At 65.9% G+C, this 25,952-nt stretch carries 12 protein-coding genes; 7 read left to right on the top strand and 5 right to left on the bottom strand.

Going from position 1 to position 25,952, the window contains the following annotated elements:
* Window positions 1-31 precede the first annotated feature (31 nt).
* The 6 genes from ACSDQ9_RS09180 (at window position 32) to ACSDQ9_RS09155 (ending at window position 16,987) form a co-directional block, all read left to right on the top strand.
* Complete coding sequence (locus tag ACSDQ9_RS09180) at window positions 32-5,188, top strand: DEAD/DEAH box helicase (protein ID WP_435146250.1); 5,157 nt, start codon at window positions 32-34, stop codon at window positions 5,186-5,188.
* Window positions 5,185-7,992 carry a helicase-related protein gene (locus ACSDQ9_RS09175; RefSeq protein ID WP_435146248.1) on the top strand — a complete coding sequence of 936 codons (2,808 nt, stop codon included), beginning with the start codon at window positions 5,185-5,187 and terminating at the stop codon, window positions 7,990-7,992. Before ACSDQ9_RS09180 ends, ACSDQ9_RS09175 begins: the two co-directional genes overlap by 4 nt.
* Before the next feature lie 6 nt (window positions 7,993-7,998).
* On the top strand, window positions 7,999-11,916 hold the full coding sequence (locus ACSDQ9_RS09170; RefSeq protein ID WP_435146246.1) for an Eco57I restriction-modification methylase domain-containing protein: 3,918 nt from the start codon (window positions 7,999-8,001) through the stop codon (window positions 11,914-11,916).
* A gap of 85 nt (window positions 11,917-12,001) precedes the next feature.
* Window positions 12,002-14,695, top strand: a complete 2,694-nt coding sequence (locus tag ACSDQ9_RS09165) for an AAA family ATPase (RefSeq protein WP_435146244.1) — start codon at window positions 12,002-12,004, stop codon at window positions 14,693-14,695.
* On the top strand, window positions 14,670-15,851 hold the full coding sequence (locus ACSDQ9_RS09160; RefSeq protein WP_435146242.1) for an McrC family protein: 1,182 nt from the start codon (window positions 14,670-14,672) through the stop codon (window positions 15,849-15,851). The genes ACSDQ9_RS09165 and ACSDQ9_RS09160 overlap by 26 nt, the downstream gene beginning before the upstream one ends.
* Window positions 15,852-15,922: 71 nt before the next feature.
* Window positions 15,923-16,987, top strand: coding sequence for a hypothetical protein (locus ACSDQ9_RS09155; RefSeq protein WP_435146240.1), 1,065 nt, complete (start codon window positions 15,923-15,925; stop codon window positions 16,985-16,987).
* Between the two features lie 61 nt (window positions 16,988-17,048).
* Here ACSDQ9_RS09155 and ACSDQ9_RS09150 read toward each other — a convergent pair whose 3' ends face one another.
* Window positions 17,049-18,050: an HNH endonuclease gene (locus ACSDQ9_RS09150; protein WP_435146238.1), complete on the bottom strand. Its 1,002-nt coding sequence runs from the start codon at window positions 18,048-18,050 to the stop codon at window positions 17,049-17,051.
* Between the two features lie 550 nt (window positions 18,051-18,600).
* Here ACSDQ9_RS09150 and ACSDQ9_RS09145 point away from each other — a divergent pair.
* Window positions 18,601-21,240, top strand: coding sequence for a DEAD/DEAH box helicase (locus ACSDQ9_RS09145; protein WP_435146236.1), 2,640 nt, complete (start codon window positions 18,601-18,603; stop codon window positions 21,238-21,240).
* 158 nt (window positions 21,241-21,398) lie between these two features.
* On the opposite strand, the gene ACSDQ9_RS09140 is transcribed toward ACSDQ9_RS09145, so the two are convergent.
* From ACSDQ9_RS09140 to ACSDQ9_RS09125, 4 genes are all read right to left on the bottom strand, one after another.
* Window positions 21,399-21,704, bottom strand: coding sequence for a hypothetical protein (locus ACSDQ9_RS09140; protein ID WP_435146234.1), 306 nt, complete (start codon window positions 21,702-21,704; stop codon window positions 21,399-21,401).
* Between the two features lie 40 nt (window positions 21,705-21,744).
* Window positions 21,745-22,389: a hypothetical protein gene (locus ACSDQ9_RS09135; protein ID WP_435146231.1), complete on the bottom strand. Its 645-nt coding sequence runs from the start codon at window positions 22,387-22,389 to the stop codon at window positions 21,745-21,747.
* A gap of 134 nt (window positions 22,390-22,523) precedes the next feature.
* Complete coding sequence (locus tag ACSDQ9_RS09130; RefSeq protein WP_435146229.1) at window positions 22,524-23,186, bottom strand: hypothetical protein; 663 nt, start codon at window positions 23,184-23,186, stop codon at window positions 22,524-22,526.
* 339 nt (window positions 23,187-23,525) lie between these two features.
* A complete protein-coding gene (locus tag ACSDQ9_RS09125; RefSeq protein ID WP_435146227.1) occupies window positions 23,526-25,952 on the bottom strand; it encodes an FAD-dependent oxidoreductase in 2,427 nt (808 codons plus the stop codon).

Raw genomic sequence — 25,952 nt, 5'->3', positions numbered from 1 at the left:
GTTCCCAAGGAACGTTCACCGAGAGGGCGCCATGGACATCTTCCGTGTAAGAGATGAAGTCATCGACGACTATCGCTCCTTCACGACTGCTGCCGTCGACATCAAGGATGCGCGACTCAAGGCCCACTACGACGGCGAGCTCGACGCCGAGCGCCAGTGGCCCGAACCATGGATCTCACTCAACCCTGCCTTCGCCTCGGGTGGCCGCGTCGACGAACTCGTCGCCAGTGGCCTCCTCCATCCGGAGTGTGAGCGAATCTTCAGGGTCAAGGAGCACGCCACCGATCCGGGTCGAGCGCCGATCACCCTGCATCGGCACCAGCGCGAGGCGATTGAGGTGGCGGCCAACGGTGAGAGCTACGTGCTCACCACCGGAACCGGTTCCGGCAAGTCGCTGGCCTACATCGTTCCGATCGTCGACCACGTGCTTCATCAGCCCAAGACTCCGGGTGTCAAGGCGATCATTGTCTACCCCATGAACGCCCTTGCGAACTCCCAGCGGGGCGAGCTGGAGAAGTTCCTGGTAAACGGATACGGCGAGGGTCACGAGCCGGTCACCTTCGCCCGATACACGGGTCAGGAGAGTCTGGAGGAACGGGACCGGATTCTCGCCACTCCCCCCGACATCCTCCTCACCAACTACGTGATGCTCGAGCTCGTGCTCACGCGCCCCGAGGAGCGCGCTCGACTCGTGAAGGCTGCCAAGGGCCTCCAGTTCTTGGTGTTGGACGAGCTCCACACGTATCGCGGTCGCCAGGGTGCCGATGTGGCCATGCTTGTTCGTCGCGTTCGCGAGGCGTGCTCATCCCCCGACCTCCAGTGCATTGGTACCTCCGCCACGATGGCGAGCGGCGGGACGACCGACGATCAGAAGCAGACGGTCGCCCGGGTGGCGTCGCGAATCTTTGGCGCGCCGGTCACGGCCGAGCGGGTCATCGGGGAGACCCTGACGCCAGCGACGTCGTCCATGGGCGAGCTCGATCCTGATGCCTTGCGTGCGGCGGTCAATCGAGGGTTGCCAGACGACTACTCGACCGTCGCGGCCTCACCGCTGGCTGCTTGGGTGGAGTCGACCTTCGGGCTGGTCGTCGAGCAGGCCACCGGACGCCTCATCCGCCAGGCTCCCCGGCGCCTGCGCGAGCAGGCGGCTCCCGCCCTTTCGGAACTCACAGGTCTGCCCATGCAGACGTGCGAGGCTGCGATTCGTCGGCTGCTGCTCCATGGGTCCAAGATCCGAAACCCCGAAACTGGCCGGCCTCTGTTCGCGTTCCGACTCCATCAGTTCCTGTCGAAGGGCGACACGCTGCACGTCTCGCTCGAGTCCGAGCAGGATCGCTACATCACGTCGAAGTATCAGGTGGCGGTTCCACGGTCGCCCGAGAAGCTGCTCTACCCTCTCGCCTTCTGTCGTGAATGCGGGCAGGAATACGCCGTCGTGCGGGCCGTCACGCGTCAGGGTGACACCACGTACGAACCACGAGCCTCCCGGGATCCCGAACCGACCGAGGCGACCGAGGGGTACCTCTACATCTCCTCCAGCCTGCCCTGGCCGGTCGACCCGGTCGCCGATGGGCGTCTGCCCGACTCGTGGATCGGCCCGGACAACCAGACGCTGCCCAACAAGTCTCGCCACCTGCCCCAGCGGGTACTCGTCGACACCTCGGGCCGCAAGGTCGACGTGGGCGGAACCGCGGCCGCCTTTGTGCCGGCACCGTTCACGTTCTGCTTGTCGTGCATGGTCACCTACGAACAGACCCGTGGTCGCGACTTCGCCAAGCTCACCACCCTCGACAACGAAGGTCGCAGCTCTGCCGTTTCAGTGCTCTCGACGAGCATCGTGCGCGCCCTGCGCGAGGTGCCACAGAGCGAGCTGGCTCCCGAAGCACGCAAGTTGCTCACGTTCGTCGACAATCGACAGGACGCCAGCCTGCAGGCCGGCCACCTCAACGACTTCGTCCAGGTGGCCCAGCTGCGATCGGCGCTCCATTCGGCCATGACCGCGTCCGCTGAACCCCTGACCCACGCCAGCGTGGCTGACCGCGTGGTCGAAGCGCTCGCCGTGCCCTTCCGCGACTACTCGGATGCACCCGACGCTGTGTATGCCGCCAAGAAGCGAATTGAGCGGACCTTCCGTGATCTGGTCGAGTACCGGCTGTATCTCGATCTTCAGCGCGGGTGGCGCATCACGATGCCCAATCTCGAGCAGACGGGCCTGTTGCGCATCGACTACGAGTCACTGGGCGACATTGCTGCCGACCAAGAACTCTGGTCGGGTGCAGCAGAGGCACTGCGCGATGCCAGGTCGACCCACCGCGAGGAGCTGTGCCGCATTGTCCTGGACGAGTTCCGCAAGGTGCTCGCCATCGACGTCGACTGCCTGACCGAGACGGGGTTCGGGGCGCTCAAGCGCCAGTCGGATCAGTCCTTGGCGGGAGTGTGGGCCATCGCTCGCAGCGAAGAGGCCGCGCACACGGGCGTCGTCTACCCGTTCGCGAGCCAGCCAGGCCGGGGCCGCAATGACCTGCACATGACGGGCCGCTCGGCGATGGGTCAGTACCTGCGTCGGCCCAACCAGTTCCCCGGCTACCCCGCATCTGTCAGCATTGACGTGGCTCAGTCGATGATCGTCGACATCCTGCGCATTCTCGAGAGGGCCGGGTTGCTGGTCGAGGTGTCACCCGACAATGTCAGGCGTGGCTACCGACTGCGTGCGTCGGCCATCCTGTGGTCCGCGGGTGACGGGAGGAGCGCCGCTCCTGACCCACTGCGCAAGACCGTCGATGCGGACTCGGGCGGACGAGTCAACACGTTCTTCCGCGACCTCTATCAGGACGTCGCCCAGGAGCTCCACGGCTTGCGGGCGCGCGAACACACGGCGCAGGTGAGTCCGGCCGATCGCGAACTCAGGGAGCGTGACTTCCGCCGGGGGACCCTCCCCCTGCTCTACTGCTCTCCCACGATGGAGTTGGGCGTCGACATCTCGAGCCTCAATGCCGTGGGGTTGCGCAACGTGCCTCCGACACCGGCCAACTACGCTCAGCGCTCGGGTCGCGCCGGTCGCTCGGGTCAGCCAGCCCTGGTGCTGACCTACTGCGCCACCGGCAACTCTCACGACCAGTACTACTTCCGCCGCTCCGAGGCCATGGTGGCTGGCTCAGTCGCTGCCCCTCGACTTGACCTCGCGAACGAGGCGCTCCTGCGCAGCCATGTTCAGGCCGTCTGGTTGGCCGAGACGGGTGAGAAGCTCGGTTCACGCATGGACGAGTTGCTCGACGTGGCCGGCGACCATCCCACGCTGGCCATGCACCCCGACAAGAAGCGAGCCTTCGGCGACCCTGATGCGGTTCGCCGGGCCATCCGTCACGCCAAGGTCATCGTGGCACCCATGCTCGACGAGCTTCGAGCCACCGCGTGGTGGCACGAGAACTGGATCGAAGATGTGATCGGGGCCGCACCCCGCACCCTCGACGAGGCCTGTGGACGCTGGCGGAATCTGTATCGCGCGGCCCTTCAAGACCGCGAGACACAGCACCGCATCGCTGGCGAGAGCAAGCTGTCGTCGTCCGCCGTCAGCGCAGCCGCCGCACGTCGAAGGGAAGCAGAGAACCAGCTGAGGCTCTTGCGCAACCAAGACGACTCCAGTGGTCACTCGGACTTCTATCCCTATCGCTATTTTGCCTCCGAGGGTTTCCTGCCTGGGTACAGCTTCCCCAGACTTCCCTTGGCGGCCTACATTCCCGCAGTTCGCGGTGGCTATGCCGACCGTGATGGTGGCGACTACATTCAGCGCCCGCGATTCCTTGCCATTGCCGAATTTGGGCCGGGGGCGCTCATCTATCACGAGGGCGCACGCTATGAAGTCACGCGTGTGCAGGTTCCGCTGACCCAGTCGGGTCAGCCCGGTGTCGACACCGCGGAGGCGCGACGTTGCGAGTCGTGCGGCTACCACCACGACCGCCACCCCGGGCTCGATGTGTGCGAGAACTGTGGCGAAGAGTTGGGAGCGACGACCTACGGTCTCATGCAACTCACCACTGTTTACACCCGTCGCCGGGAGCGCATCTCGTCCGACGAGGAGGAACGTCGCCGTGCCGGCTTCGAACTGCAGACTTCGTACCGGTTCAGCCAGCACGGGTCGCGTTCCGGGAAGCTCACCGCCGACGTCCTCGACGGAACGACCGCCCTGGCAGACCTGGCCTATGGTGACTCGGCCGAGGTGCGGGTCACCAACCGAGGCAGGCGTCGCCGCAAGGATCCCAATGAGTTGGGGTTCAACCTCGATCCCACCAGGGGTCAGTGGGTGACGAGCTCGGCCCAGGAGGCTGAGGGGGTCGGTGCCGACCCCGACGCGGCAGGCGCGATCCGGGTCATTCCTTATGTACGCGACAATCGCAACATCTTGGTGGTGCGTCTCGCCGACATTGTTTCGAAGGAAGTGTCAGTCACACTGCGCTACGCCTTGGAGCGTGGCATCGAGGCCGCCTTCCAGTTGGAGGACTCCGAACTGGCCAGTGAGGCTCTGCCGGACGACCAGAACCGCGGCCGCATGCTCTTCACCGAGTCGGCGGAGGGGGGCGCGGGCGTGCTTCGCCGCCTTCAGGCCGAGCCGGATGCCGTCGCGATCGCGGCCCGCACCGCGCTCGAGATCGCGCACTTCGACCCCGACACGGGTGCCGACACCAGTCGTCCCGAGGATGGGCAGGAGCGTTGCGAGCGAGGCTGCTACGACTGCCTGCTCTCCTACGGGAACCAGACCGAGCACGCCTTCATCGACCGACACCTTGTGCGCGACCTGCTGCTTCGGCTCGCTCGCAGCAACACGAGTTGCTCGTCGTCCGAGCTGCCGCGTGGCGACCATGCGCAGCGCCTGCTGGAGGCCTGCGACAGCGACCTTGAGCGAGACTGGCTTCGATTGATCCTGCAGCAGGACTTCCGCTTGCCCGACGAGGCCCAGTCGATGGTTGAGTCGGCCCGCTGTCGCCCCGATTTCCTCTACCGTGAGGCGGGGGTCGCTGTCTTCATCGACGGGCCCACTCACGACAGGCACGACATCGACGACGATGACCGAATGGTCGAGGAGCGCCTGCTGGATGCCGGGTACACCTATGTGCGGTTCCGGCACGACGACGACTGGGTGGCCCTCCTGCGGGAGCGTTCCGACATCTTCGGGGAAGGACGACGCGCGTGACGACGTATGCCGTGGGGAGCCTGGTGGCCGCCCGGGGGCGCGAGTGGGTCGTGCTCCCTGACAGTTCGGACGAGTTCCTCGTCCTGCGACCGCTAGGAGGTTCGGACGACGACATCGCCGGTGTTCTGCCGGCCATCGAGCAGGTTCGGCCCGCCTCGTTCCCGCCGCCCACGGCGAACGATCTGGGCGATCACCAGAGCGCGGCCCTGCTGCGTAGCGCTCTGCGGATCGGCTTCCGTTCGAGTGCTGGACCCATCCGATCGTTGGCGTCCATCGCCGTCGAGCCACGCATCTACCAGCTCGTACCCCTGCTGATGGCGCTTCGCCAAGAGACGGTTCGCCTGCTGATTGCCGACGACGTCGGTATCGGCAAGACGGTCGAGGCGTCGCTCATCGCCACGGAACTACTCACCATCGGTGAGGCCCGAGGGCTGGCTGTGCTCTGCAGCCCGGCGCTCGCAGAGCAATGGGCCACTGAGCTCCGCACCAAATTCGGGCTGGAGGCCGAGCTGGTGCTCTCGAGCACCGTGAAACGACTCGAGCGTCAGCGCGTGGGTTCTGAGTCGATCTTCGAGCGTTTCCCGATCACGGTGGTCTCCACCGACTTCATCAAGTCAGATCGTCGTCGCAGTGAGTTCCTGCGCACCTGCCCCGACCTCGTGATCGTGGACGAAGCGCACACCTGTGTCGCCGACGGCTCAATGGGCGGTCGCTCTCGCACCCAGCGATACGACCTTGTCAGGGCACTGGCCGAGGACGCCTCCCGTCACCTTCTGCTGGTCACCGCGACACCCCACTCCGGCAATGACGAGGCCTTCCGCAACCTCATTGGTCTGCTCGACCCGGCCCTTCATGACCTCGACCTTGACGAACCCAAGGGGCGAGAGCTGCTCGCGCGGCACTTCGTGCAGCGTCGCCGGGCCGACATTCGCGTCTATCTCGACGAGGAGACACCCTTCCCTTCCGACCGTGAGTCGAAGGAGGTGCCCTACACGCTTTCCCCTGCCTACCGAGACCTGATTGATGATGTGATCTCGTACGCTCGCGACACCGTGGGAAACGCCACCGGGTCGCGCGAGCAGCGGATCAGCTGGTGGTCGGCCCTGGCCTTGCTGCGCGCTCTGGCATCGTCTCCGCGCGCAGCGGCCCAGACCCTGGCGACCCGGTCGGCAGCAGTCGGCGCCGAGACCGCCGCCGAAGCAGACGCCCTCGGTCGCTCGGCGGTGCTCGACCGGGCGGACGACGAAACCTTGGAGTCCGTCGACATCGCTCCTGGGGCGGACAGCTCCGAAGGCGAGAGTGGCTCGACGCGCAGGCGTTTGCGTGACTTCCTGAAGCGGGCGCAGGAGCTCGAGAACAAGGGCGACAAGAAGCTCGATGCGATCACCGCTCAGGTGAAGGGCCTGTTGGCCGACTCGTACGCTCCCATCATCTTCTGTCGCTTCATTGACACGGCCGAATACGTGGCCGAACACCTGGCGAAAAAGCTCGGGAAGGGCACCACCGTGACGTGCGTCACGGGCAACCTCCCACCATCCGAGCGGGTCGCCCGGATCGCCGAGTTGGCCGAGGCCGACGGCCCGGTCGTCCTGGTGGCCACGGACTGTCTCTCCGAGGGCGTCAACTTGCAGGACCAGTTTCAGGCAGTGGTGCACTACGACCTCGCGTGGAACCCCACCAGGCACGAGCAGCGAGAAGGCCGTGTCGATCGCTTTGGCCAAATGCGCGACGTCGTGCGGGCAGTGACGCTGTACGGCCAGGACAACCGGATTGACGGGATCGTGCTGGACGTGTTGCTGCGCAAACATGTGGCGATCCGCCAGGCCACGGGTGTCTCCGTCGCGGTGCCCGACAACAGCGAGGCCGTCCTTGAGGCGCTGATGGAAGGTCTGATCCTGCGGGGGGGTGACGCCCGTCAGGACATGCTCGATCTGGAGTACTCCACGAAGGCTGGCGACCTCGAGAAGGAGTGGACGTCTGCAGCCGAGCGCGAGAAGGCTTCTCGCACCAAGTTCGCGCAACGCGCCATTCACCCCGACGAGGTGGCGACGGAGGTCGAGGCCATTCGTGCCAACCTGGGCACGCACGCCGAGGTGCGCGCGTTCGCCGAGCAGTCGCTGCGAGCCTTGAAGTCTCCCATCACGTCGCACTCGCGAGGGTTCTCCGCGAACACCAGCGGGCTCCCGCTCGGCCTGGTCGATGCCTTGCCGCCCGTCGGGAGTCGGCTCACCTTCGTGGACGACTTCCCGGTCGCCCCGGGCGAGAGCGTGCTGCAGCGTACGGACAGCGCCGTCGAGGCCCTGGCCACGTACGTCTTGGAGTCTGCGCTCGACTCGCAGCTTCCGAGCGAGGGACGACCGGCTCGTCGGTGTGCCGTGGTGCGCAGCTCGAGCGTTGACACCCGGACGACGCTGCTGGTGGTTCGCTTCCGTTTCCATGTGGTCATGCCCTCGCGTAGTGGCGAGCGGACAGCCGTGGTGGAGGATGCTGCCACGTTGGCGTTCACGGCGGCGAACGGCGAACTCCAGTGGCTCGACGCCGACAGCGTCGATGATCTGTTGCGAGCCAAGCCGTCGGGCAACGTGTCGTCGCCCGAGCAGTACCTGTCGTCGGCCCTGGCACAACTTCACCGCGTCAGCACTCATCTCGATGAGCGTGGGCGCGCCCTGGCCGACGAGATCGAGGCGGCGCATCGTCGGGTGCGATCCGCGTCTGGAGCGCCGCTGAGGGGTCTGAGCGTGCGCGCCGAATCACCGGCAGACGTGCTCGGTGTCTATGTCTTCGTCCCCGTCCCGAAGGGCTGAGTGGTCATGGCAAGCGAGGCATTTGTGGGTGTGCGCGTCGCCGGGGGACTGTTCCCGGCCGATGCCCTGTCGAAGGTTGCCGGCGGGGTCATGCCCGGGCAGGGTTCCGCCGACTACCATCTGGCGCCCGGTGAGACCGTGCGTGAGGCCGCGAACCGGGCCTGGGCCTACCTGACCGGCGTCTGGGCCACCTATCGCCAGGCGGCCTCGGCGCTCGCCGAGTCTGACCGCGGCACCACCCTGACCCGCGAACGGTGGCTGCTCATCGTGCTGCGCGAGCTGGGCTATGGGCGAGTGCCCGGCAGTCCCGCGGGCGGTCTGGGTGCCGGCGACAAGCCCGCCCCGGTCAGTCACCTGTGGGAGCAGGTGCCCGTGCACCTGCTTGGTCACCGCATCGAGCTCGACCGACGCAGCCAAGGCGTGGCCGGAGCCGCGTCGTCATCGCCCCAGTCGATGGTTCAGGAGTTGCTGAACAGATCGGACGACTACCTGTGGGCCGTACTGTCCAACGGGCTGACCTTGCGTCTGCTCCGTGACTCGACCTCGCTGGTCGGGGCCGCATACCTCGAGTTCGACCTCGAGGCGATCTTCGACGGAGACCTCTTCGCCGACTTCCTGGTGATGTTCAGTGCCTGCCACCAGTCCCGACTCGAGGTGCGCGACCCCGAGAAGGGCATGGCGAGTTGTTGGCTCGAGGAATGGCGCACGACGTCGCTGGAGTCGGGGTCGCGTGCCCTGAACCAACTTCGCGACGGGGTCGTCGAAGCCATCACGACGCTGGGAACCGGCTTCCTGGCTCATCCCCAGAATGCGCACCTACGAGATCAGCTCGCCGAGGGCGGCCTCGCCATCGAAGACGTCAACCACGGACTGCTCCGGGTCGTCTACCGTCTGCTGTTCACCTTTGTGGCCGAGGATCGCGGCCTCTTGCTCGATCCGAGTGCCGACCCGGTGGCGGTCGGACGCTTTCACGAGTACTTCTCCACCGAGAGGCTGCGCCGCACGGCTCGTCGTCGACGGGGCACGCGCCACGCTGACCAGTGGCGCGCCCTGACTCTCGTCTGGGAGGGTCTGGGGTCAGTCGACGGGCGCCCCGAGCTGGGCCTCGTGGGTATTGGCGGCCTCTTCGAGCCGAGTGCCTTCGATCTGTTCAATGACCAGGCCTTGACCAACGAGTCGCTGCTGCGAGCCGTCCGTCACCTCAGCCTGATCGAGGAGCCCGAGTCCAAGCAGAAACGCCTTGTCGACTACCGCAACCTGGGGGCCGAGGAGTTGGGTTCCATCTATGAGGCCCTGCTCGAGTACGTGCCGTCGTGGGATGCGGGGCGCCGGCAGTTCGCACTGCTGTCCGCGGCGGGCAACGACCGCAAGTCATCGGGCTCGTACTACACGCCCACCTCGCTCATCGACTGCCTGCTCGACTCGGCTCTCGACCCGGTGCTCGACCGGGCCGAGTCCCAGGCCGACCCCGTGGAGGCCTTGCTATCGGTCACTGTCTGTGACCCCGCGTGTGGGTCGGGTCACTTCTTGGTGGCCGCCGCCAGACGGATCGCCAAGCGAGTGGCCGCCCACCGCACCGGTGATCCCGAGCCCCCACCCGAGCGAGTGCGCGAGGCGCTCGCCGACGTTGTGAGTCGCTGCATCTACGGCGTCGACCTCAACCCCCTGGCGGCCGAGTTGGCCAAGGTGTCGCTCTGGCTCGAGACGCTCGACCCCGGTCGTCCGCTCGCCTTCCTCGATGCCCAGATCAAGGTGGGCAACTCGCTCATGGGTGCCACTCCCGCGCTGGTCGCGCAGGGTGTTCCGGATGAAGCCTTCGCCGCCCTCGAGGGTGACGACAAGCGGGTGGTGACCGCGATCAAGAAGCAGAACAAGAGGGAACGGTCGGGGCAGGACGAGCTGTTTGAGGGGTCGCCGACTCCCGCCGGCGACGCACAGTATGGCCGTGAGTTCGATGAGTTCGTGCGCGCCGGACGAGCCACGTCGCTGCGGGAGGCCCAGTCTCGGGCCGAGCAACTGAAGCGGTTGACGGACGACCCCCGACTCACGCAGGAGCGCTTCATCGCTGACGCGTGGTGTGCGGCGTTCGTCTGGCCGAAGGGACAGGGGGATGCGCCGGCCGTGACGGATGCCCGACTTCGCGGCCTTCGGCAACGCGATCCACTTCCGCAGGAGACCGTCGCGACGGTGCAGTCGCTGGCCTCGGAGTACCAGTTCTTCCACTGGCACCTGGAGTTCCCGCACCTGTTCCACCCGAACGGTGAGATTGACGGCCGCAGCTGGTCGGGCGGGTTCGACGTCGTGCTCGGGAATCCGCCATGGGAGCAGACGGAGATCGAGACCGCAGAGTACGTGTCAGCGCTCCTTCCGCAACAGGCAGTGCACGGTGACCCCCGAGTTCGTGATCGACTCTACATGCAACTGGTTGGCCAGGATGCCACGCTCGAAGCGCGCGTGAATCGTGCCCGTCGAGAAATGCAGGGGATAAATCACTTTGCCAGAGCCTCTGGTAGATTCCCACTTACGGCCAGAGGTCGGGTAAATCTTTACCACCTGTTTGCTGAACTCTTCGACCACCTTCTTTTTGGTGGACTTGCCGGTGTCATCCTCCCGTCGGGAATCTTGACGGATCTCAATTCTGCTCCGCTGTGTTCGGCGTGGATTGAGTCGGAGCGACTTGGGACGGCGTTTGACTTCGTCAACTCGGACAAACTTTTCAAGTCCGTGGAGAAGCCCGTGCGGTTTGCGCTCCTGACGATTGCTGGTACGAATGGAGTCTTTCCGGTTATTGAGACGACTGTGCTTGCCGTTCGTCCTTCGGAGATTCGGAGCCGCACGGTGATGACTCCATCCTGGCTGCCCAGGCTAGTGAATCCCGAGACGGGATCCTTGCCCCTACTCAGGCATTCAATGGACATCGAGATAATTGAACGAGTCTATTCCGCCTGCACCGTATTCGGAGACTTGCCCTTGGAAACAAGGCAAGGTTTCATCAATCTCACTGCAGACAAGTCAAAGCTGGTCAGAATGGAAGACTTGATGCAGATGTTCGACGGCCACTGGGATGGGCGCAGGTTCGTGGTCGAGGGGGGTGAAGCCTTCTCTCCGGTCCTCGAAGCGAAGTTGTTCACATCCTTCGACGTCCGCAGTCGCTCCTTCCGTGAGATTCCGAGTAGTGTTCGGTTCAATCGTCGTGCAAGTCCCAACATGTCCGCTCTGGATGCGAGAAGAGATCCAGGCGATGGCATTCCACGCTACTGGATCAATGAGACTGTGACTGCTTCCGAGTGGACACCCAGGAGGGGCTGGTGCCTAGTTGGCAAGGAAATTACCGATAGTAAAACTAGTAGTAGGGCCAGCGTCTTCACAGTAGCTCCAAGAATGGGAATCGCCTATACTTGTCAAATGGTGTTCTCGGAGACTATGACCGATCGAGACCTCCTAGCGACTCTATCTTTGCTGAATTCTCTGGCCTTCGACTATTTTGCGCGGCAGAAGATCAGCGGAACACACCTCACGGCTAGCATCCTGCGTCAGCTCCCATTGCCAAGCGAGGCGGTTCTGACGCTAGCTCCGAATGGTCTCGATGGTGCAACCTGGTCCGAATGGCTAGCCTCCTGTGCTTGGGGGTTGTCGAACACTAGCACGGAGTTGGATAATGCCGTAGGGGGCTCGCTGGGTCGCGTACAACCTGTCATTGACCCCGAGCGAAGGTGGGAAATATCCCGTGAGATCGACGCCGCAGCAATGGTATTGTATGGCTTCGGTCGAGATGAGGTCGAATGGGTGCTTGACTCGTTCGATCTTCTTCGGGCGCAAGAGGTCCGCGCTTGCGGGCAATTTCGCACCAAGAATCGAGTCATGGAACTGTTCGATGCAATTCATTGCGAGGAATTCGTGCCAACCATTCGTTGCTTGAAATGAGCCACTGCGTATGTTGTGGCCGCACACACAACTGATCGTGCTGTCATATTTCGGAATCTGCACCTGATAAACTCTGGAGAAGAAGATGGCTGATGGGATACAGGCATGGGTCGTCCGAGCGGGTCGTGACGGCGAGGCTGAGGCCTCTAACCTTGCCCTTGGCCGCGCCACCATCGCCTGGTCCGACGTGCCCGACCTGTCGTCCCTGACCTCACGTGATCAGGTTCGCCTGCTGGTCGACCGGCTCTACCCCGATGGCTCTGCCCAGAGCCACGCCAACAGCGCGGGGCAACTGTGGGCGTTCCGGTCGTCCATTGCTGAGGGCGACCTAGTGATCATGCCGCTCAAGACCCAGCGGGGCCTGCTGGCCATCGGTCGGGTGGTCGGTTCCTACGGCTACGACCCGGCGGCGCCGGAGCACGCCAGACACTTCATTCCGGTGCAGTGGAACCTCGACCGAGTCGAGCGCAGTGCGCTCCGAAGCGATCTCGAGGCCATGGTTAATGGCGCCATGACGGTGTTCTCCGTCACCCGGAACGACGCCGTAGCCCGTTTGCTCCGGGTCGCGGAGGGCGGCGTCGACCCTGGTTGGGGATCGTCCGATGATGGCACCGAGCCCGTCCGCCGCTGGTTGCTCGATCACGCTCTGCTACAGGTGCTCGATGAGACGGGACCCCTGCTTCGGTCCGCGGCTCTGGAGCGAGTGGCCGAGCGTCTCGATGGTCAACTGACCCCCTACGAGCTCGCCACCATCAAAGAAGGCGACGAGACGCCGAGGTGGGCGACCACCCTGACCTGGAGCACCACCGACCTCGCAGCCGCTGGCTGGATCATCAAGAGCCGCGAGGGATGGCAGATCACCGACAGCGGCCGGGAAGCCCTGCTCTCCCATCCGGGTGGCGTGGGACTCGATGCCGATGCGTCGAAGGCTTACCGCGACCGGAAGAAGCAAGGCAAGGCCGGTCAGGGATCCCGCTATCTCGCGATACTCGAGGCCTCCCTCGAACTGCTCGAGGCAGGCCAATGGACGACCTACGGGGAGCTCGCAAGCGTGGCCGGGACCAACGCCCAGACCGTCGGGAATGTCATGCGGCAGGCAGGGATCGAGGGCGCGCATCGCGTGCTGTCCGCCAATGGGCGTCCATCCCCTTCGTTCTCGTGGCTTGATGGCCGCACGGATGACCTCCGGGACGTCCTCGAGTCGGAAGGCCTGCGCTTCGAGTCCGACGGCACGGCGAGCGAGGCCCAGCACCTTCGCACCGAAGACTTCCGGGCCTTCTTGGAAGACAAGGGAGTGCTCGCGGGCGCGGCCAAACGCGCGTGGCTGGTGCGGGGCTCGTCCGTTGACGGGCACGACCTTGTGCCCCAGTGGCGTGCGGAAGGATTCTGCTCCCTGCGGGCTGCGAAGCTGCGGGCGGTCGAAGCCGGCATTGAGCGCAGCGACCTCAAGGCGATCGTCGACGAGGACTATTCCCAAGCCTCCTACGCCGCCAAAGCCGCCAAGCTCGACGAGTTCCACGCGTTCCTCTCGCGCATGCAGCTCGACGATGTCGTCGTGACCACCAGCCAGGGTCAGCTATACGTGGGTCGCCTGACCGGTGAGGTCGACCAACGCACCTCGACGGGTGGCCTGACGAACCTGCGCCGTACGGTCGAGTGGGCTCCCGAGGGGTACGACTACGGCGAGGTGGCAGCCGAGATCAAGGCGCGCCTCAAGATTCAGTACGACGTCGTCGAGATGACCCAGCAGCTCGACCTGCTCGAGAAGATGCTCGACCAAGCCGAGTCCGTCGATGTCGAGACCGAGGAACCGCCGGCTCCCGTGACGCGCGAACCCCTCGTTCTTCCCGATGCCACGGATGAGTTGGCCGAGCAGTTGCATGTCGATCGCGCCTGGTTGCAGGAGTGCATCGAGCTGCTCCGCGATCGTCCGCAAATGATCTTCTACGGCCCTCCCGGAACCGGCAAGACCTTCATTGGGCAGGCCCTCGCCCGCCACCTCGCCGGCGACAACACGCGACTGGTGCAGTTCCATCCGGCGTACTCGTACGAGGACTTCTTCGAGGGCTATCGGCCGGTCAGCAGTGGCGGGTTCGAGCTGAAACCGGGTCCGCTTCGCAAGGCGGTCGAGGCGGCCCGCGAGAACCCCAGCGTGCCCTACGTGCTGGTCATCGACGAGATCAACCGAGGCAATCTGGCCAAGATCTTCGGCGAGCTGTACTTCCTGCTCGAGTACCGGGACGAGAACGTCGACCTGCTCTACGCCCAGGATGACGCTTCGGGTTTCACGCTGCCCGAGAACCTGTTCGTGATCGGCACCATGAACACCGCCGACCGGTCGATCGCCCTCGTGGACGCGGCAATGCGACGCCGGTTCGCCTTCGTGGCGCTGCATCCGTCGGAGGCACCGACGCGCGACGTGCTGCGGCGGTGGCTGCAGGCGTCGGGGCGCGACGTGTCCGTGGCCGACCTGTTGGACGAACTGAACGCCCTCATCGAAGACCCGGACTTCAAGGTCGGTCCGTCGTACTTCATGCGGTCGGCGGTGCACCAGGCGGGTGGGCTCGAGCGCACGTGGCGGACGGCGATCCTGCCGTTGCTGGAGGAGCACCACTTCGGCGACGGCACGGACGTGGCTGCCAGGTATCGGTTGGACGACCTTCGGCGCAGGGCTGCTGCTCGTACTGCTGATGCTGCGGTTGATCCTCGTGCTGATCATGCTGCCGGGGTCGACGGGTCGGAGGCGAGCACCGGTGACGAGCCCACTGATCCTGCGTGAGGGAGACACGCCCCAACTCGTGCAATTGCCCCGGGCGGTGGCCGACGCTCTCGCGGGCGCGGGGGTCGTCCAACTGACCAGAACCGACCGGGACGATTGGTGGTTGGCCACGCCCGGCACGCAGGTCGGGGTGGTCTCGGTCGGCGGGCTGCAGGTGGTGATCGAACCCAAGGTCGACCTCAATCGGCTGGTGTTCCTGCTCGGGTACGCGCGGCGTCCGGACTTCTGGCGGGACGACCGGGTGGTGCTGGACGATGACGTCGACCTGCCGCATGCATTGGCGGAGGCATTCGTCCGTCTGGCGCGGATCGCGCTGGGGCAGGGACTGCTCAAGGGGTACGTCACCGTGGACGAGTCGTCGCCCGTCTTGCGGGGGCGTGTGCGCGAGGCCGATCAGATCCGGCGGAGGTGGGGGCGGAATGTGCCGCTCGAGGTGCGCTATGACGAGTACACCGTCGACATCGCCGAGAACCAGCTGCTGTTGGCTGCGGTCGGTGCGCTGCTGCGGATGCCCGTGGGTGCGCACCTGAGGTCGCGGCTGCAGCACCTGCGGCTCCAGCTGGCAGACGTGACGGCGCCGCCACGGGGGAGTGCGTTGCCCACGTGGACTCCCTCGCGGCTCAACGCCCGTTACGTGCCGGCGTTGCAGATTGCCGAGTTGATCCTGGCCGGGCGGTCGTTCGATCAGCGCTCCGGCGACCTGATGGTGTCGGGGTATCTGCTCAACATGGCGACGTTGTTCGAGGACTTTGTCACGACCGCGCTGTCTGAGGCGATGCGCCGGTTCGGTGGAGTCTCGCTGACGCAGTTCCGGACCTACCTGGACGAGGGTCGTCTCGTGCCGATCAGACCCGACTTCGTGTGGTCGGTGGCGGGTCGGCCGCGGTTGGTGCTGGATGCCAAGTACAAGGCCGAGAAGCCGAGCGGTTTTCCGCAGGCCGACCTGTACCAGATGCTCGCCTACTGCACGGTGCTGGGGCTGCCTGCGGGGCATCTGGTCTACGCGAAGGGGTTCGAGGACGAGCGGACCCACGTGGTGGTGGGGAGTGGGGTCAGGGTGGTGGCGCACACGCTTGACCTCGAGGAGAGCCCAGACGAGTTGCTGGCGGCGGTGGGGTCGCTGGCGGCGGAGGTGGTTCGAAGGGATGACCGGTGACGCATTCGCACGAAAAGTGAGTGCGATCATCGATGATGAACACATGACTGCCAACCTTCCCGGTTGGGGTCGTGATCGAGGGGATGGAAGTGAACATGGCCGATGCTGCGCAGGTTCGCCGCGAGTACATGGTGACCAAGGACGATGGCTCGGAATGGGCGCTCCAGTTCACGAATCGCGGGGTCCGGTGGACCCCCGCGGAGCGTGATGCGCCTGAAACACCGCAACCAGACCGCCCGCCGGTTGCGCCCCAGTTCCCCTTCGGACCGGTGCAGACCATCGCGGCGGTTGCCGATGCCGCTGGCCATCTCTCCATGGCATGGGAGACCCGACAGGCACGCCTTCGTGAGGAAGCGGCCCATGAGGAGTCTCGACGAACCCAGTGGCTGTCCGAGATGATCGGACGGTGGGGCGAGGTTCACGCGCAGAGTGACCGTCTCGACCTGATGGTCAGCGAGTACCTGGCGCGCGAGGCCACCAGCATGATGGAGGCGATTGTCGCGAACAAGCGCATCGCACTCCCGCAGTCAATGCTCTACGACCTCGTCAGCATCCAAGAGGTACATCGTTCGTACCGACGCACGATGCTGGCCCAGTTCACGGCCTTGGAGTCTTCAGAGTTGGACCTGCGGGGCAGCTTCGAGCGAGTCCTTCCCGGTCATCGACTGAACCTCGACTTTGTCAGGGCGATTGCCGCCGACCCCGAGCAGGAATGGGTTCAGAGGGTCTCGGAGCGGTCGGCAGCTGACTTCGACTCAGACTTTGCCCCGCAGTTCCGCGACCCGGCGGCCTTCCAGAAGAGGCTCATCATCACGACCGACGTGGCTGTCCCCGGGGCTCCCTTGAGGCAGGACCGGTTTGCCGACCGCTTCCTGACGCTGTTCAGGGTGACCCTGCCCAATCTTCTGCCCACGGACTACAAGGCGGAAGCGACCGAGAAGCGGGATCTGTACCGCGAGCTCGCGTTGTTCCCAGCGGAAGTGGCGAGGTCGAAGGCTCTGACGGCTGCCTGGCTGGCAACGGACCAGGTGATCGCCGCCGCGCATGGAACGTCCGGCGTGGACGTGAGTGTCCATGACGGACGACTGCAACTCTCCCTTGGTCGAGGCGCGTCCGTCGCCGCGATCACTCAGTGACTGTTGGGAGTGACGACCTGACGTTCGCCAAGGCGGCCACTCGCTGCACATGGATGGAGCGTCACGAAGCGCGGAACACCGTGTGATAGTGCCATGCCAGGGCTTCTCGATCTGGCTTGTTCGACACGTCGGGAGGCTCAGTCACCCGAAAACCTTCGGCCTCGCGCTGGTAGAACTCCACGCCGTTCCACCCCCGTTGTCGAAGTTGGGGTGACACTCGCAGCCTGAGGTCGGGGTCGATACTCAGGTAGCCCCCGTCGTACAGCCGATGGACGTCAGTGCGCAGGAGGAGCCCGTTGGAGACGGCATGCGCGCCGCCGCTGGCGAACGGCCGGATGTGTGCCGCCTCCAGACTGGGGAAGGTGGCGCTCCCGGTGATCGCGCACCTGTGGCGATAGGCGGTCGCGACTGCGAGCTTGAACATGCACTGCCCCGTACGAGGTGTGACAAGGCGCGGAACTCCGTGGCGAGGGCCGTTCCATTCGATGGAGACTTGGCGCAGATCCGAATCCCAGCCGTAGTCGATGCGAGCGTGGGCTTGGAGGGTGGCGAAGGCCTGCTGCACGTACTCGGAGTCGGGATCCGGGTTCACGCCGGTCAGGTCGTAGCCTCTACCGGAAACAATGTTGGTCGCCCAGTGCGGCGGCTGGGGCAACTCGGCTCCCATCTCGGCGAAGAACACGTTGCGCAGAATGATGCAGCCGATGGTCGGGTCGCCCTCGGAGAAGTCCAGGCCGCGGTTGGTGCCGCGGTACGCCCGCGCCCGCGAGAGTAGTTCTCGCTCACTGGACACCCCGTTCCCTTGGCCCCAGATGGCCCAGGCCTCGCTCACCCGCAGTTCGACGTACTGATCGAAGAAGCCTCCTCCGACCAACGAGTACCCTGGGGCGGCCGTTGGAGGGAACTTGCGGGGGTCCTTGGTCTTGAACAGGAAGGGCTCGCCAGGTTTGAGAACCTTGAAGTTGTGCGGCGAGGGCTGCCAGAAGTTCGCCTCGGTCAAGTCGCTGTGATCGCGCAGGAAGCCGGCCCAGTTGTTGTCCGTCACCCCCACGAAGATCTTCATGGTCGGAGCTTAGGTGTTGCGCTCCACAATTACCTCGTCCGCCCTCGCATGGCATGATCGCCCCATGAGGACTCGACCGCGAGAGGGCTGCCTACCGTAGCCCCAGCTCGTCCTTCGTCGAGGGATCGCGGGCTGGGGCTTGATCCTCGGAGGCCCTCATGTCTCGTACCGATGCTCACGCTCCCCTCCATGTCCGTCCTGCCCGTGGCGACCTTGTTCGCGTCGCAGCCCACGACCACACCAATGGCGTGTGTGATCTGCCCGATCCTCTCGCCAGGCGGATGTGGACGCCTGGCTCCTGTCGGTGGGAGTGGCTTCCCGATGGCCGCGGATTGTGTTCCTGTGGAACGTGCCACCAGGACGGGCCCCGGCATGACAATCGCGTCGGACGGCAGCAGATGCGGCGTGACCTGGTGGCTGCGGCACGTGTCTGGAATGCCGGCGACAGGGAGGGCGTGGATGACGAGCTCGGGAATGGACGCCTTCCCTTCAGCTACTGACATGATGCCGAAGGCGGCACAGTTCGATCATTGATGGCAGGAGGATGAGCGTGGACCAACAAACCACCCGCGACCTCATCTCCCGCACCGAGCACCTGATCGACCTCGCCCAGACGGTCGTCCGTCAGTGGAGGCGCATCAGGGACTCCGAGCGCGCCAAGGACGCCCTGCTCATCCGCCGCCAGCCGATCGGGCCGGCAACCCAGCCACACTGGCGCATCCTGCCCCTGACCAGCGCCGATGATGCACTCGTCAACGAGATCGCCGGCGCCGAAGCCCTGCCCGAAGCGTCCGCGCAACTGCGACGGACGGTCGACCAACTCACCGATCCACGCATGGGCCATCAGGTGAAGGCAGCCAAGGCCACCGTGGGTCTGCGCCGGTTCTTCGCCAGCGGAGCACGCAAGTCCGCGGGCGCCGAGGCGGCCACGTGGCTGCAGCAATGGCACGTGGGCCTGGCCCAGCACGACTGCACGTCCGAACTCGAACAGTTGGCCAGCTGGCGACCGCCGACCGTCGATGCCGGCGCCATCCTCGCCCCGCAGGTCGGGTTCGCGGCCGACCTCGGGGACGGCGCCACCCTCTACACCGCACCCCAACTACAGCTGGTCACCGCCGCCGCCCAGACCCTCGAACGGCTCCTCGCCGACGAACGCCAGGTGCGCGAGACCGTCGCCCGCGCAGCCAAGCAGGTGCAGCGAGACGAGGCCACCTCCCTGGTCGCCCAGCTTCCCGTCGATCGGCTGAAGGATGCCACCAGCGGGCATTTGCGCCTCAACGCCCTCAAGCGGGCCGGCTTCTACACGGTCGACCAGGTGTTGGCCGCCGGCCAGCGGGTGTTGGCGCTGCCGGGCATGGGCCCGACCACCGGAACGCGCACGGTCGCCGCCGCCCAGGCGCTCTGGCAGGCGACGCTCGACGATGCCCGTCTGCGGCTCGATCCGCACCACCCCACCCCTGCCGGCACCACCCTGTTGCAGGCCCTCGGACGATGGGAGGAGGTGCGCACCGCCGTTCCCGCAAGCGCGGATGACGAGACGCGCGCCGTGGCGGAACAGCTGCTGGCCGCCTCGAGGCAGCAGGCGAGGTGGGCTGTGGTCGTCCCGCAGGCTCGTCCGATCGCCGACTTCGAGGCTGCGCTGACGCGGCTGTCGTCCTACGCGGGTGGCGTGTGGGCGGCCCCGCAGCGGACGAAACGGGCCGCAACCGACCCGTGGGACGACTTTCGGGCTCGTCCGGCCGACTACTACGCGATGCTCTCGCAGCTGGGGTTGATGGCCGAGCAGGAGTCGGCGCGCACGGGCGATCTGCCGGCCGAGATCGTGGACGAGATCCGCAACCTGCGCCTCGACACCACGCACCTGACCGCCTCGCTGCGCGGGTACCAGTCGTTCGCGGCGCGGTTCGCGTTGGTGCAACGGCGGGTGATCATCGGCGACGAGATGGGGCTGGGCAAGACCGTGGAGGCGTTGGCGGCCTGCGCACACCTGTATGCCCAAGGGGCGCAGCATTTTCTGGTGGTCTGTCCGGCGGCAGTGGTGACCAACTGGGTGCGCGAGGTCAGTGCCAAGTCGAACCTGCCCGCCAGACGGTTGCACGGTTCGTCTCGGGACGCCGAACTGCGCCGCTGGATTCGCCAGGGCGGGGTCGCCGTGACGACCTATGAGAGCCTCAGTTGGCTCGAGCGGGAGGGCATTCCCGCCGGAGCCGAACCGGTGTGCCTGGTCGTCGACGAGGCGCACTACATCAAGAACCCGGCGGCGGTGCGCACGAGCAAGACGCGCGAGCTGATTCGACGGTCCGGGCACGTCATTCTACTCACCGGAACGCCGCTGGAGAACCGCATCGATGAGTTCCGCAATCTCGTGGGGTATGTGCGCCCCGACCTGGTGGTCAACGCCTCGGAGCTGGCGCCCGTGCAGTTTCGCCGCGAGGTCGCGCCGGCGTACCTGAGACGCAACCAGGAGGACGTGCTCTCTGAGTTGCCCGAACTGGTCGAGGTCGACGAGTGGATGCCCTTGTCACCCGCGGACGAGGAGCACTACCGCAGGGCCGTCGAGGCCGGGAACTTCATGGCGATGAGGCAGGCGGCGATGCGCGCCGGGGCGGAATCCGAGAAGCTGCAGCGCCTGCTCGACATCGTCGAGGAGGCCGAGGACAACGACCGGCGCGTGCTGGTGTTCTCGAACTTCCTGTCGGTGCTGGACGCGGTGGTCGGCATTCTGCCCGGCCGAGTGTTCGGTCCGCTGACCGGGTCGGTTTCACCGGACGAACGCCAGCGCATGGTCGACGAGTTCTCACAGGCTCCGCATGGCGCGGTCTTGGTGGCGCAGATTGTGGCCGGCGGCGTCGGGCTGAACATCCAGGCCGCGTCGGTGGTGGTGATCTGTGAGCCGCAGCTCAAGCCGACGACGGAGTGGCAGGCCATTGCGCGGGCGCGCCGCATGGGGCAACTGGAGTCGGTGCAGGTGCATCGGCTGCTGTCGGAAGATGCCGTGGACGAGCGCATCACCGACATCTTGGAGCGCAAGTCTGGGTTGTTCTCGCAGTTCGCGCGGATCTCGGACACGGCGGGGAGTGCCCCGGAAGCATTCGACATCTCGGATGCCCAGCTGGCTCGTGAGATCGTGGCGGCTGAGCGGGCGAGGTTGATCGGCAGCTCTGCCCAGTCGGGGTGGTCGGGGGCTTAGCGTCGCTCCCGAGTCGGGGTCCATGGGGCGGTGAGTGCGCTCGCGCAGGATCGTGTCGACGGCAGCGCGGTCGTCCGGGTGGGTGACTGTCGCGAGGAACTCGGCCTCGTTGCTCTGGGGGTAGTTCCGCAGCCGGACGACGATGGCCTCGCTGAGGTTCACCGCTCTCCGACCTCGGGTCGTGGTCGTTCGCTGCGGCTCGCGATCCTCTCGCGAAGCGTCTTGCTTTGTCGGAGCTTGAGCAGCGCGTGCTCGAGGGCGTCCGATTCGCTGGTGAAGGTGCGGACGGTGGAATCGAGGGGCCAGGCGCGCTCGCTCAGGATGCTGACCCTCCAGCGAGGTGGCTGGCCGTTCGCCTCGTCGACCTCGAGGGCGACCGCGTCCGGTCGACGGGTGCCGCCAGGCAGCACCGGGAGGTCGAGCTGTTCGGCCCGGACGATCGCCAGGAACTCGTCGATGGTCATGTCAGGAGGGTAGTCGGCCGCTGGCGAGGGGATGACCGGCTCAGGCGGGTGGTTTGACGAGGACGGTTTCGAGTTCGCCGATGTCGAGGTGGGTGGTGGAGGTGTTGGTGGTGGTGATGGTTCCGGTTTGTCCGACGGCGGTCCAGGTGATGGTCCAGGTGCTGGTGGCGGTGAGGGTGTAGTCGCCTTGGGTGCGGTAGGTGTGTCCGCAGTTGGGGGAGGTGGGGAGGTCGGTGGTGTAGGTGGGGCGTTGGGGGAGGGTGTGGCAGGTGAGGGTGGTGCCGTCTCCGGTGGTGATGGTGACGTGGTTGCGGACGGCGTTGAGGGTGATGGTGATGCCTTGGCTGGTGACGGTGGTGGTGAGGTGGGTGGGGGTGGTGGATTGGAGCCAGATGGGGAAGTTCACCGGGATCATGTTCCACTGGTTGTTGGCGGGGTTGGGTCCGATGGTCAGGTCGGGTGTGGGGACGGTGAGGGCGAGGGCTGCTTGGCGGGCGACGGCGGGGACGTTGACGGTGGCGGCTTTGGGTTCGCAGGGGCGGTCTTTGTCGAAGGTGTCTGCGGCGGCTCCGACAGAGTCGCAGCTGGCAATGATGGCGATCAGTTCTTCCTCGGTGAGTTGTCGCTTCGACGTCTTGATCGCGTCATCAATCGCGGCCTCCGACTTGCTGTCCCCGGTGCACACGAACCGTGTGCTGACACGTCCGCCAAGGCCAGCCGCGGCCTCCGTCGCGTAGCAGCGTTCCGCACTCGCCTGCGTTGGGATGGCCAGCCAGGAGAGGCTGAGTGCGGCTACCGCTGCGAGACGGGCAGACTTCCTCAACATTTGTCGGCCAGCTCAGTCACGACGCCGAAGATGCGCAGTTGGCCATTGGAACTGCGCTTGAGAAAGAACTGGTCACGATAGACCGGACCTGGCATCCGCTTGCCTGTCTTGTCGATCACGGTGACCCTGTCGAACTTGCGGCAGGCACTGACTGCGGCCTGCCACCCGGGTTTGGCTTGCGACTGCGTCGGACGAATACCCGTCACCTCGGCGGCCTTCACGTTCTCAAACGTCAGGCCGTCCTTCTTCACATCCTTCAGGTATGTGAGGAGCTGCGTTCGGTAGGGATCCATGACGGTTGCCTCGAGCTCGGGGCTCAGCGTGGTCTGTGCTTGCGACTCAGCCTTGAGCGACTCATAGACGTAGATCCGCACCACCGCTTCGGCTTCCTTGAGGAGGGCGGGCGAGTTGGGGGGTTGGCTGCCGGTGGCGGTGGGGATGACCGTGCTGGGTGCCGACGGTAGGTCGGCAGGGGTCGATGCTGACGGGGTCGGCGTCGATGCCTTCGTGGTGGGTGTCGTCGAAGGGGTCGCAGTGGTTGGAACCACTGGGGTGACGCTCTCTCCGGCCGTGGATCCATCGCAGGCGGCGGCGCCCAGGAGCAGGGTTGCTCCGATGAGGGCTGCGCCGTAGGTCGTCCGCCTGGTCTGTGTCATGGGTGGCAGTCAAACAAACGAGGGGGCCATTGGGGCGCGGAATCTGAAACCTGTGGATAACTCTGGTGGGGCTGGGTGAGCGACCTGGCCCAGCCTTGCCAGCGCGGACCGATCCGTAACGGTGTCACGGTGCGAGTTCTTGCCATGGGGTGGCAAGAACTCGCAGGGTAACGCCGTTATGGATCGGTGCGGCGGGGGAGGGGCAGCTTCGTGGCCTCGAGATGGTCGCTTCGCTCCCTACTCGACCGACGAAGGCTGGTGCGGGTGGGCGTCGGGGTCGTGGTCTCGACACGTCGCTCGTTCCTCGCTCCCACTCGACCGACGACCGACGAGACCTCCCTAGTCCCCGTACACCCGGATCTTGCTCACATGCGCCCGGGCCGCACCATTCGTCCGGGCAACCCTCACCCGCACCGCGCGCGCGGACACCGGCTCGTCCAGTCGGTGCCGCACATGCCGACGTCGGTTGTCCCGCACCTGCGCCACGGCCCGCCACTCGTCCCCCACCAGCGCCTCCACGTCGTAATCACGCAGCAGCGTCGGCATCACCTCATCCGGCGTGATGTGGTGATGCAGGTTGATCAGGTCGGTGGCCAGGTCGTCGTCCAGCACCACCTGCACCTCACCCACGGTCACCGGGGCATCCCAGTCGAGCTGCAGGGTCGGTTCGTCGTCCACTTCGGACGAGCACCACATCTGGGGCCCGCCATAAGGACGCCCGTAGCCCCCGACGACGTTCTCCGCCGCATAGGCCGTCGTCCCGCCGGGAACGCGGAAGCAGAACGGCTTGAGTGAGCCGACCACCTTCCACTCGCGCCACTGCTCGCTCCACTCCTCGGTGGGGTCGAGCGTGCGGCGGGTGAACGCGATCACGCCGTTGACGGGGGCATCCCCGACCAGGGCCTGCGCGTCGCCGTCGACCAGCGTCACGGAGACGAAGAGGTTGCCGACCTGAGTCGCGGGGTCGGTGTCGGAGGTGGTCTCGACACGTCGCTCCTTCGTCGCTCCTACTCGACCAGCGGTGGGGGAGGTCGCTCCTACTCGACCTGCGGTGGCGGGAACAGACGAGAGGTCGAACCGCGCCCAACCCGCACCCGCACCCACCGTCGTCCGCACCGTTCCCAGCACGACCTCCGTCGGGGCCGTGTCCTGGGCCTTCTCCAACTCGTGCACCGTCAGCTCGAGGGTCGCGCCGGCCTCCGAGGTCACCCACAGCTCGAGCGCATCCACCCCCGAACCCTGCGGCAGCAGCAGCGCCACCCCGGTGCCCAGCGGCACCAGTCCCTCGGGGTCGCGGTTGTGATCGGGGTCCTCACCTTCGGCGGGCACCTCGTCCACCTGACCGACCTTCTCGGCGGCCTCATCGTCAGCGCCAGACTCACCCGAGCCACCACCCGAGGGCAGCGACTCCAACCGCGTCTCCACCGACGACGCCGTCACCCGCGCCACCCTGGCCAGATCCTCGCCATCGTCGTTGAGCACCCCGAAGACCGACGCATCGGTCCTTGTCAGCGCGTGCTTCATCAGCTCGAACCGCTCCGTCGCCAACTCTCGCGGGGAGAGCCCGTTCGCCACCGCCAGCGACGCCCCCAGCCCGGCCGCCTCACCCAGCACCGCACACGTCGCCATCACTCGCGTCGAGCCGAACGCCACGTGGCTGGCCGAGATGTTGCGCCCCGCGAACCACAGGTTCGGCACGTTGCGCGAGTACAGGCAGCGCAGCGGAATCGGGTAGTTGCCCAGCGGGTGCCAGTGCCGCGACGGCGCCTCCGGGGCGTAGATGCCGCCCGGCGGGTGCAGGTCGATCGACCAGCCGCCGAAAGCAACGGTGTCGGGGAACTCGGCTCGTCCGATGATGTCGTGCTGGGTGAGCACGTGGTCGCCCACGAAGCGGCGGTATTCGCGCTTGCCGGGCAGCGATCCGATCCACTCCAGGGTGCGATGCTCGACGTCGTCGTACAGCCCGGAGTTCTTGATGTGGTCCCAGATGCCGTAGACCACGGCCTGCAGTTCGTCGCGGATCAGCTCGTTGTCGTCGACGACGTCGCGGTCGCCACCCCACTCGATCCACCAGTAGTCGCAGCCATTCATGGTGCTGCGGATCGTCCGGCGGTTCTTCTCGGGAATGTCGGTGATGTCGATCGCCCAGTCGGGCTTCACGAACTTCGACGGCGCCCCACGATCCTTCGTGTAGAACAGAATCGTCGAGCCCAGCGTCTTGGAGTCGGGCTCGTCGGGCGCCCAGTCCTCGTTGTACACCGAGCGCGCCTCGCGCCCGGTCGAGAACTCCGCACCCGCGAGCGCGCCCACCAGCCCGTCGCCGGTCGCGTCGACGAACGCCGACGCGCGCACCGTCACCACGGTCTCCGAGCCCATCTGCCACCCGCGCACCGAGCTGACCCCCGACTCGTCCGCGGTGATCTCGCGCACGTCGGTGTTGAGCCACAGATCGATGTTGGGTTCACGGCGGACGACCTCGCCCACGACGAGATCCCAGTAATAGGGGTTGCCCTCGGGGTTGGTGAACTGGTTCTCGACGAACAGTTCACCCATGATTCCGGTCTCGCGCGCCCACTGGTGCACGCCGTGCGCGGTCGCGCCGCACACCCACACGCGCACCTCGGACGAAGAGTTGCCACCCAGCACCCCGCGGTTCTGCAGCAGCACCACTTTGGAGCCGTTCCGGGCGGCCGCGACCGCGGCGCACACCCCCGCGAGCCCTCCGCCGATCACCGCGACATCGCAGTCGATCTCGACCTGACGCAT

Origin of the sequence: Aestuariimicrobium soli, from assembly GCF_051192575.1 — a bacterium.
GTDB lineage: Bacteria > Actinomycetota > Actinomycetes > Propionibacteriales > Propionibacteriaceae > Aestuariimicrobium > Aestuariimicrobium soli.
The sequence above is the reverse complement of the archived record's forward strand: the minus strand, read 5'-3'. Positions and strand labels throughout refer to the sequence as shown.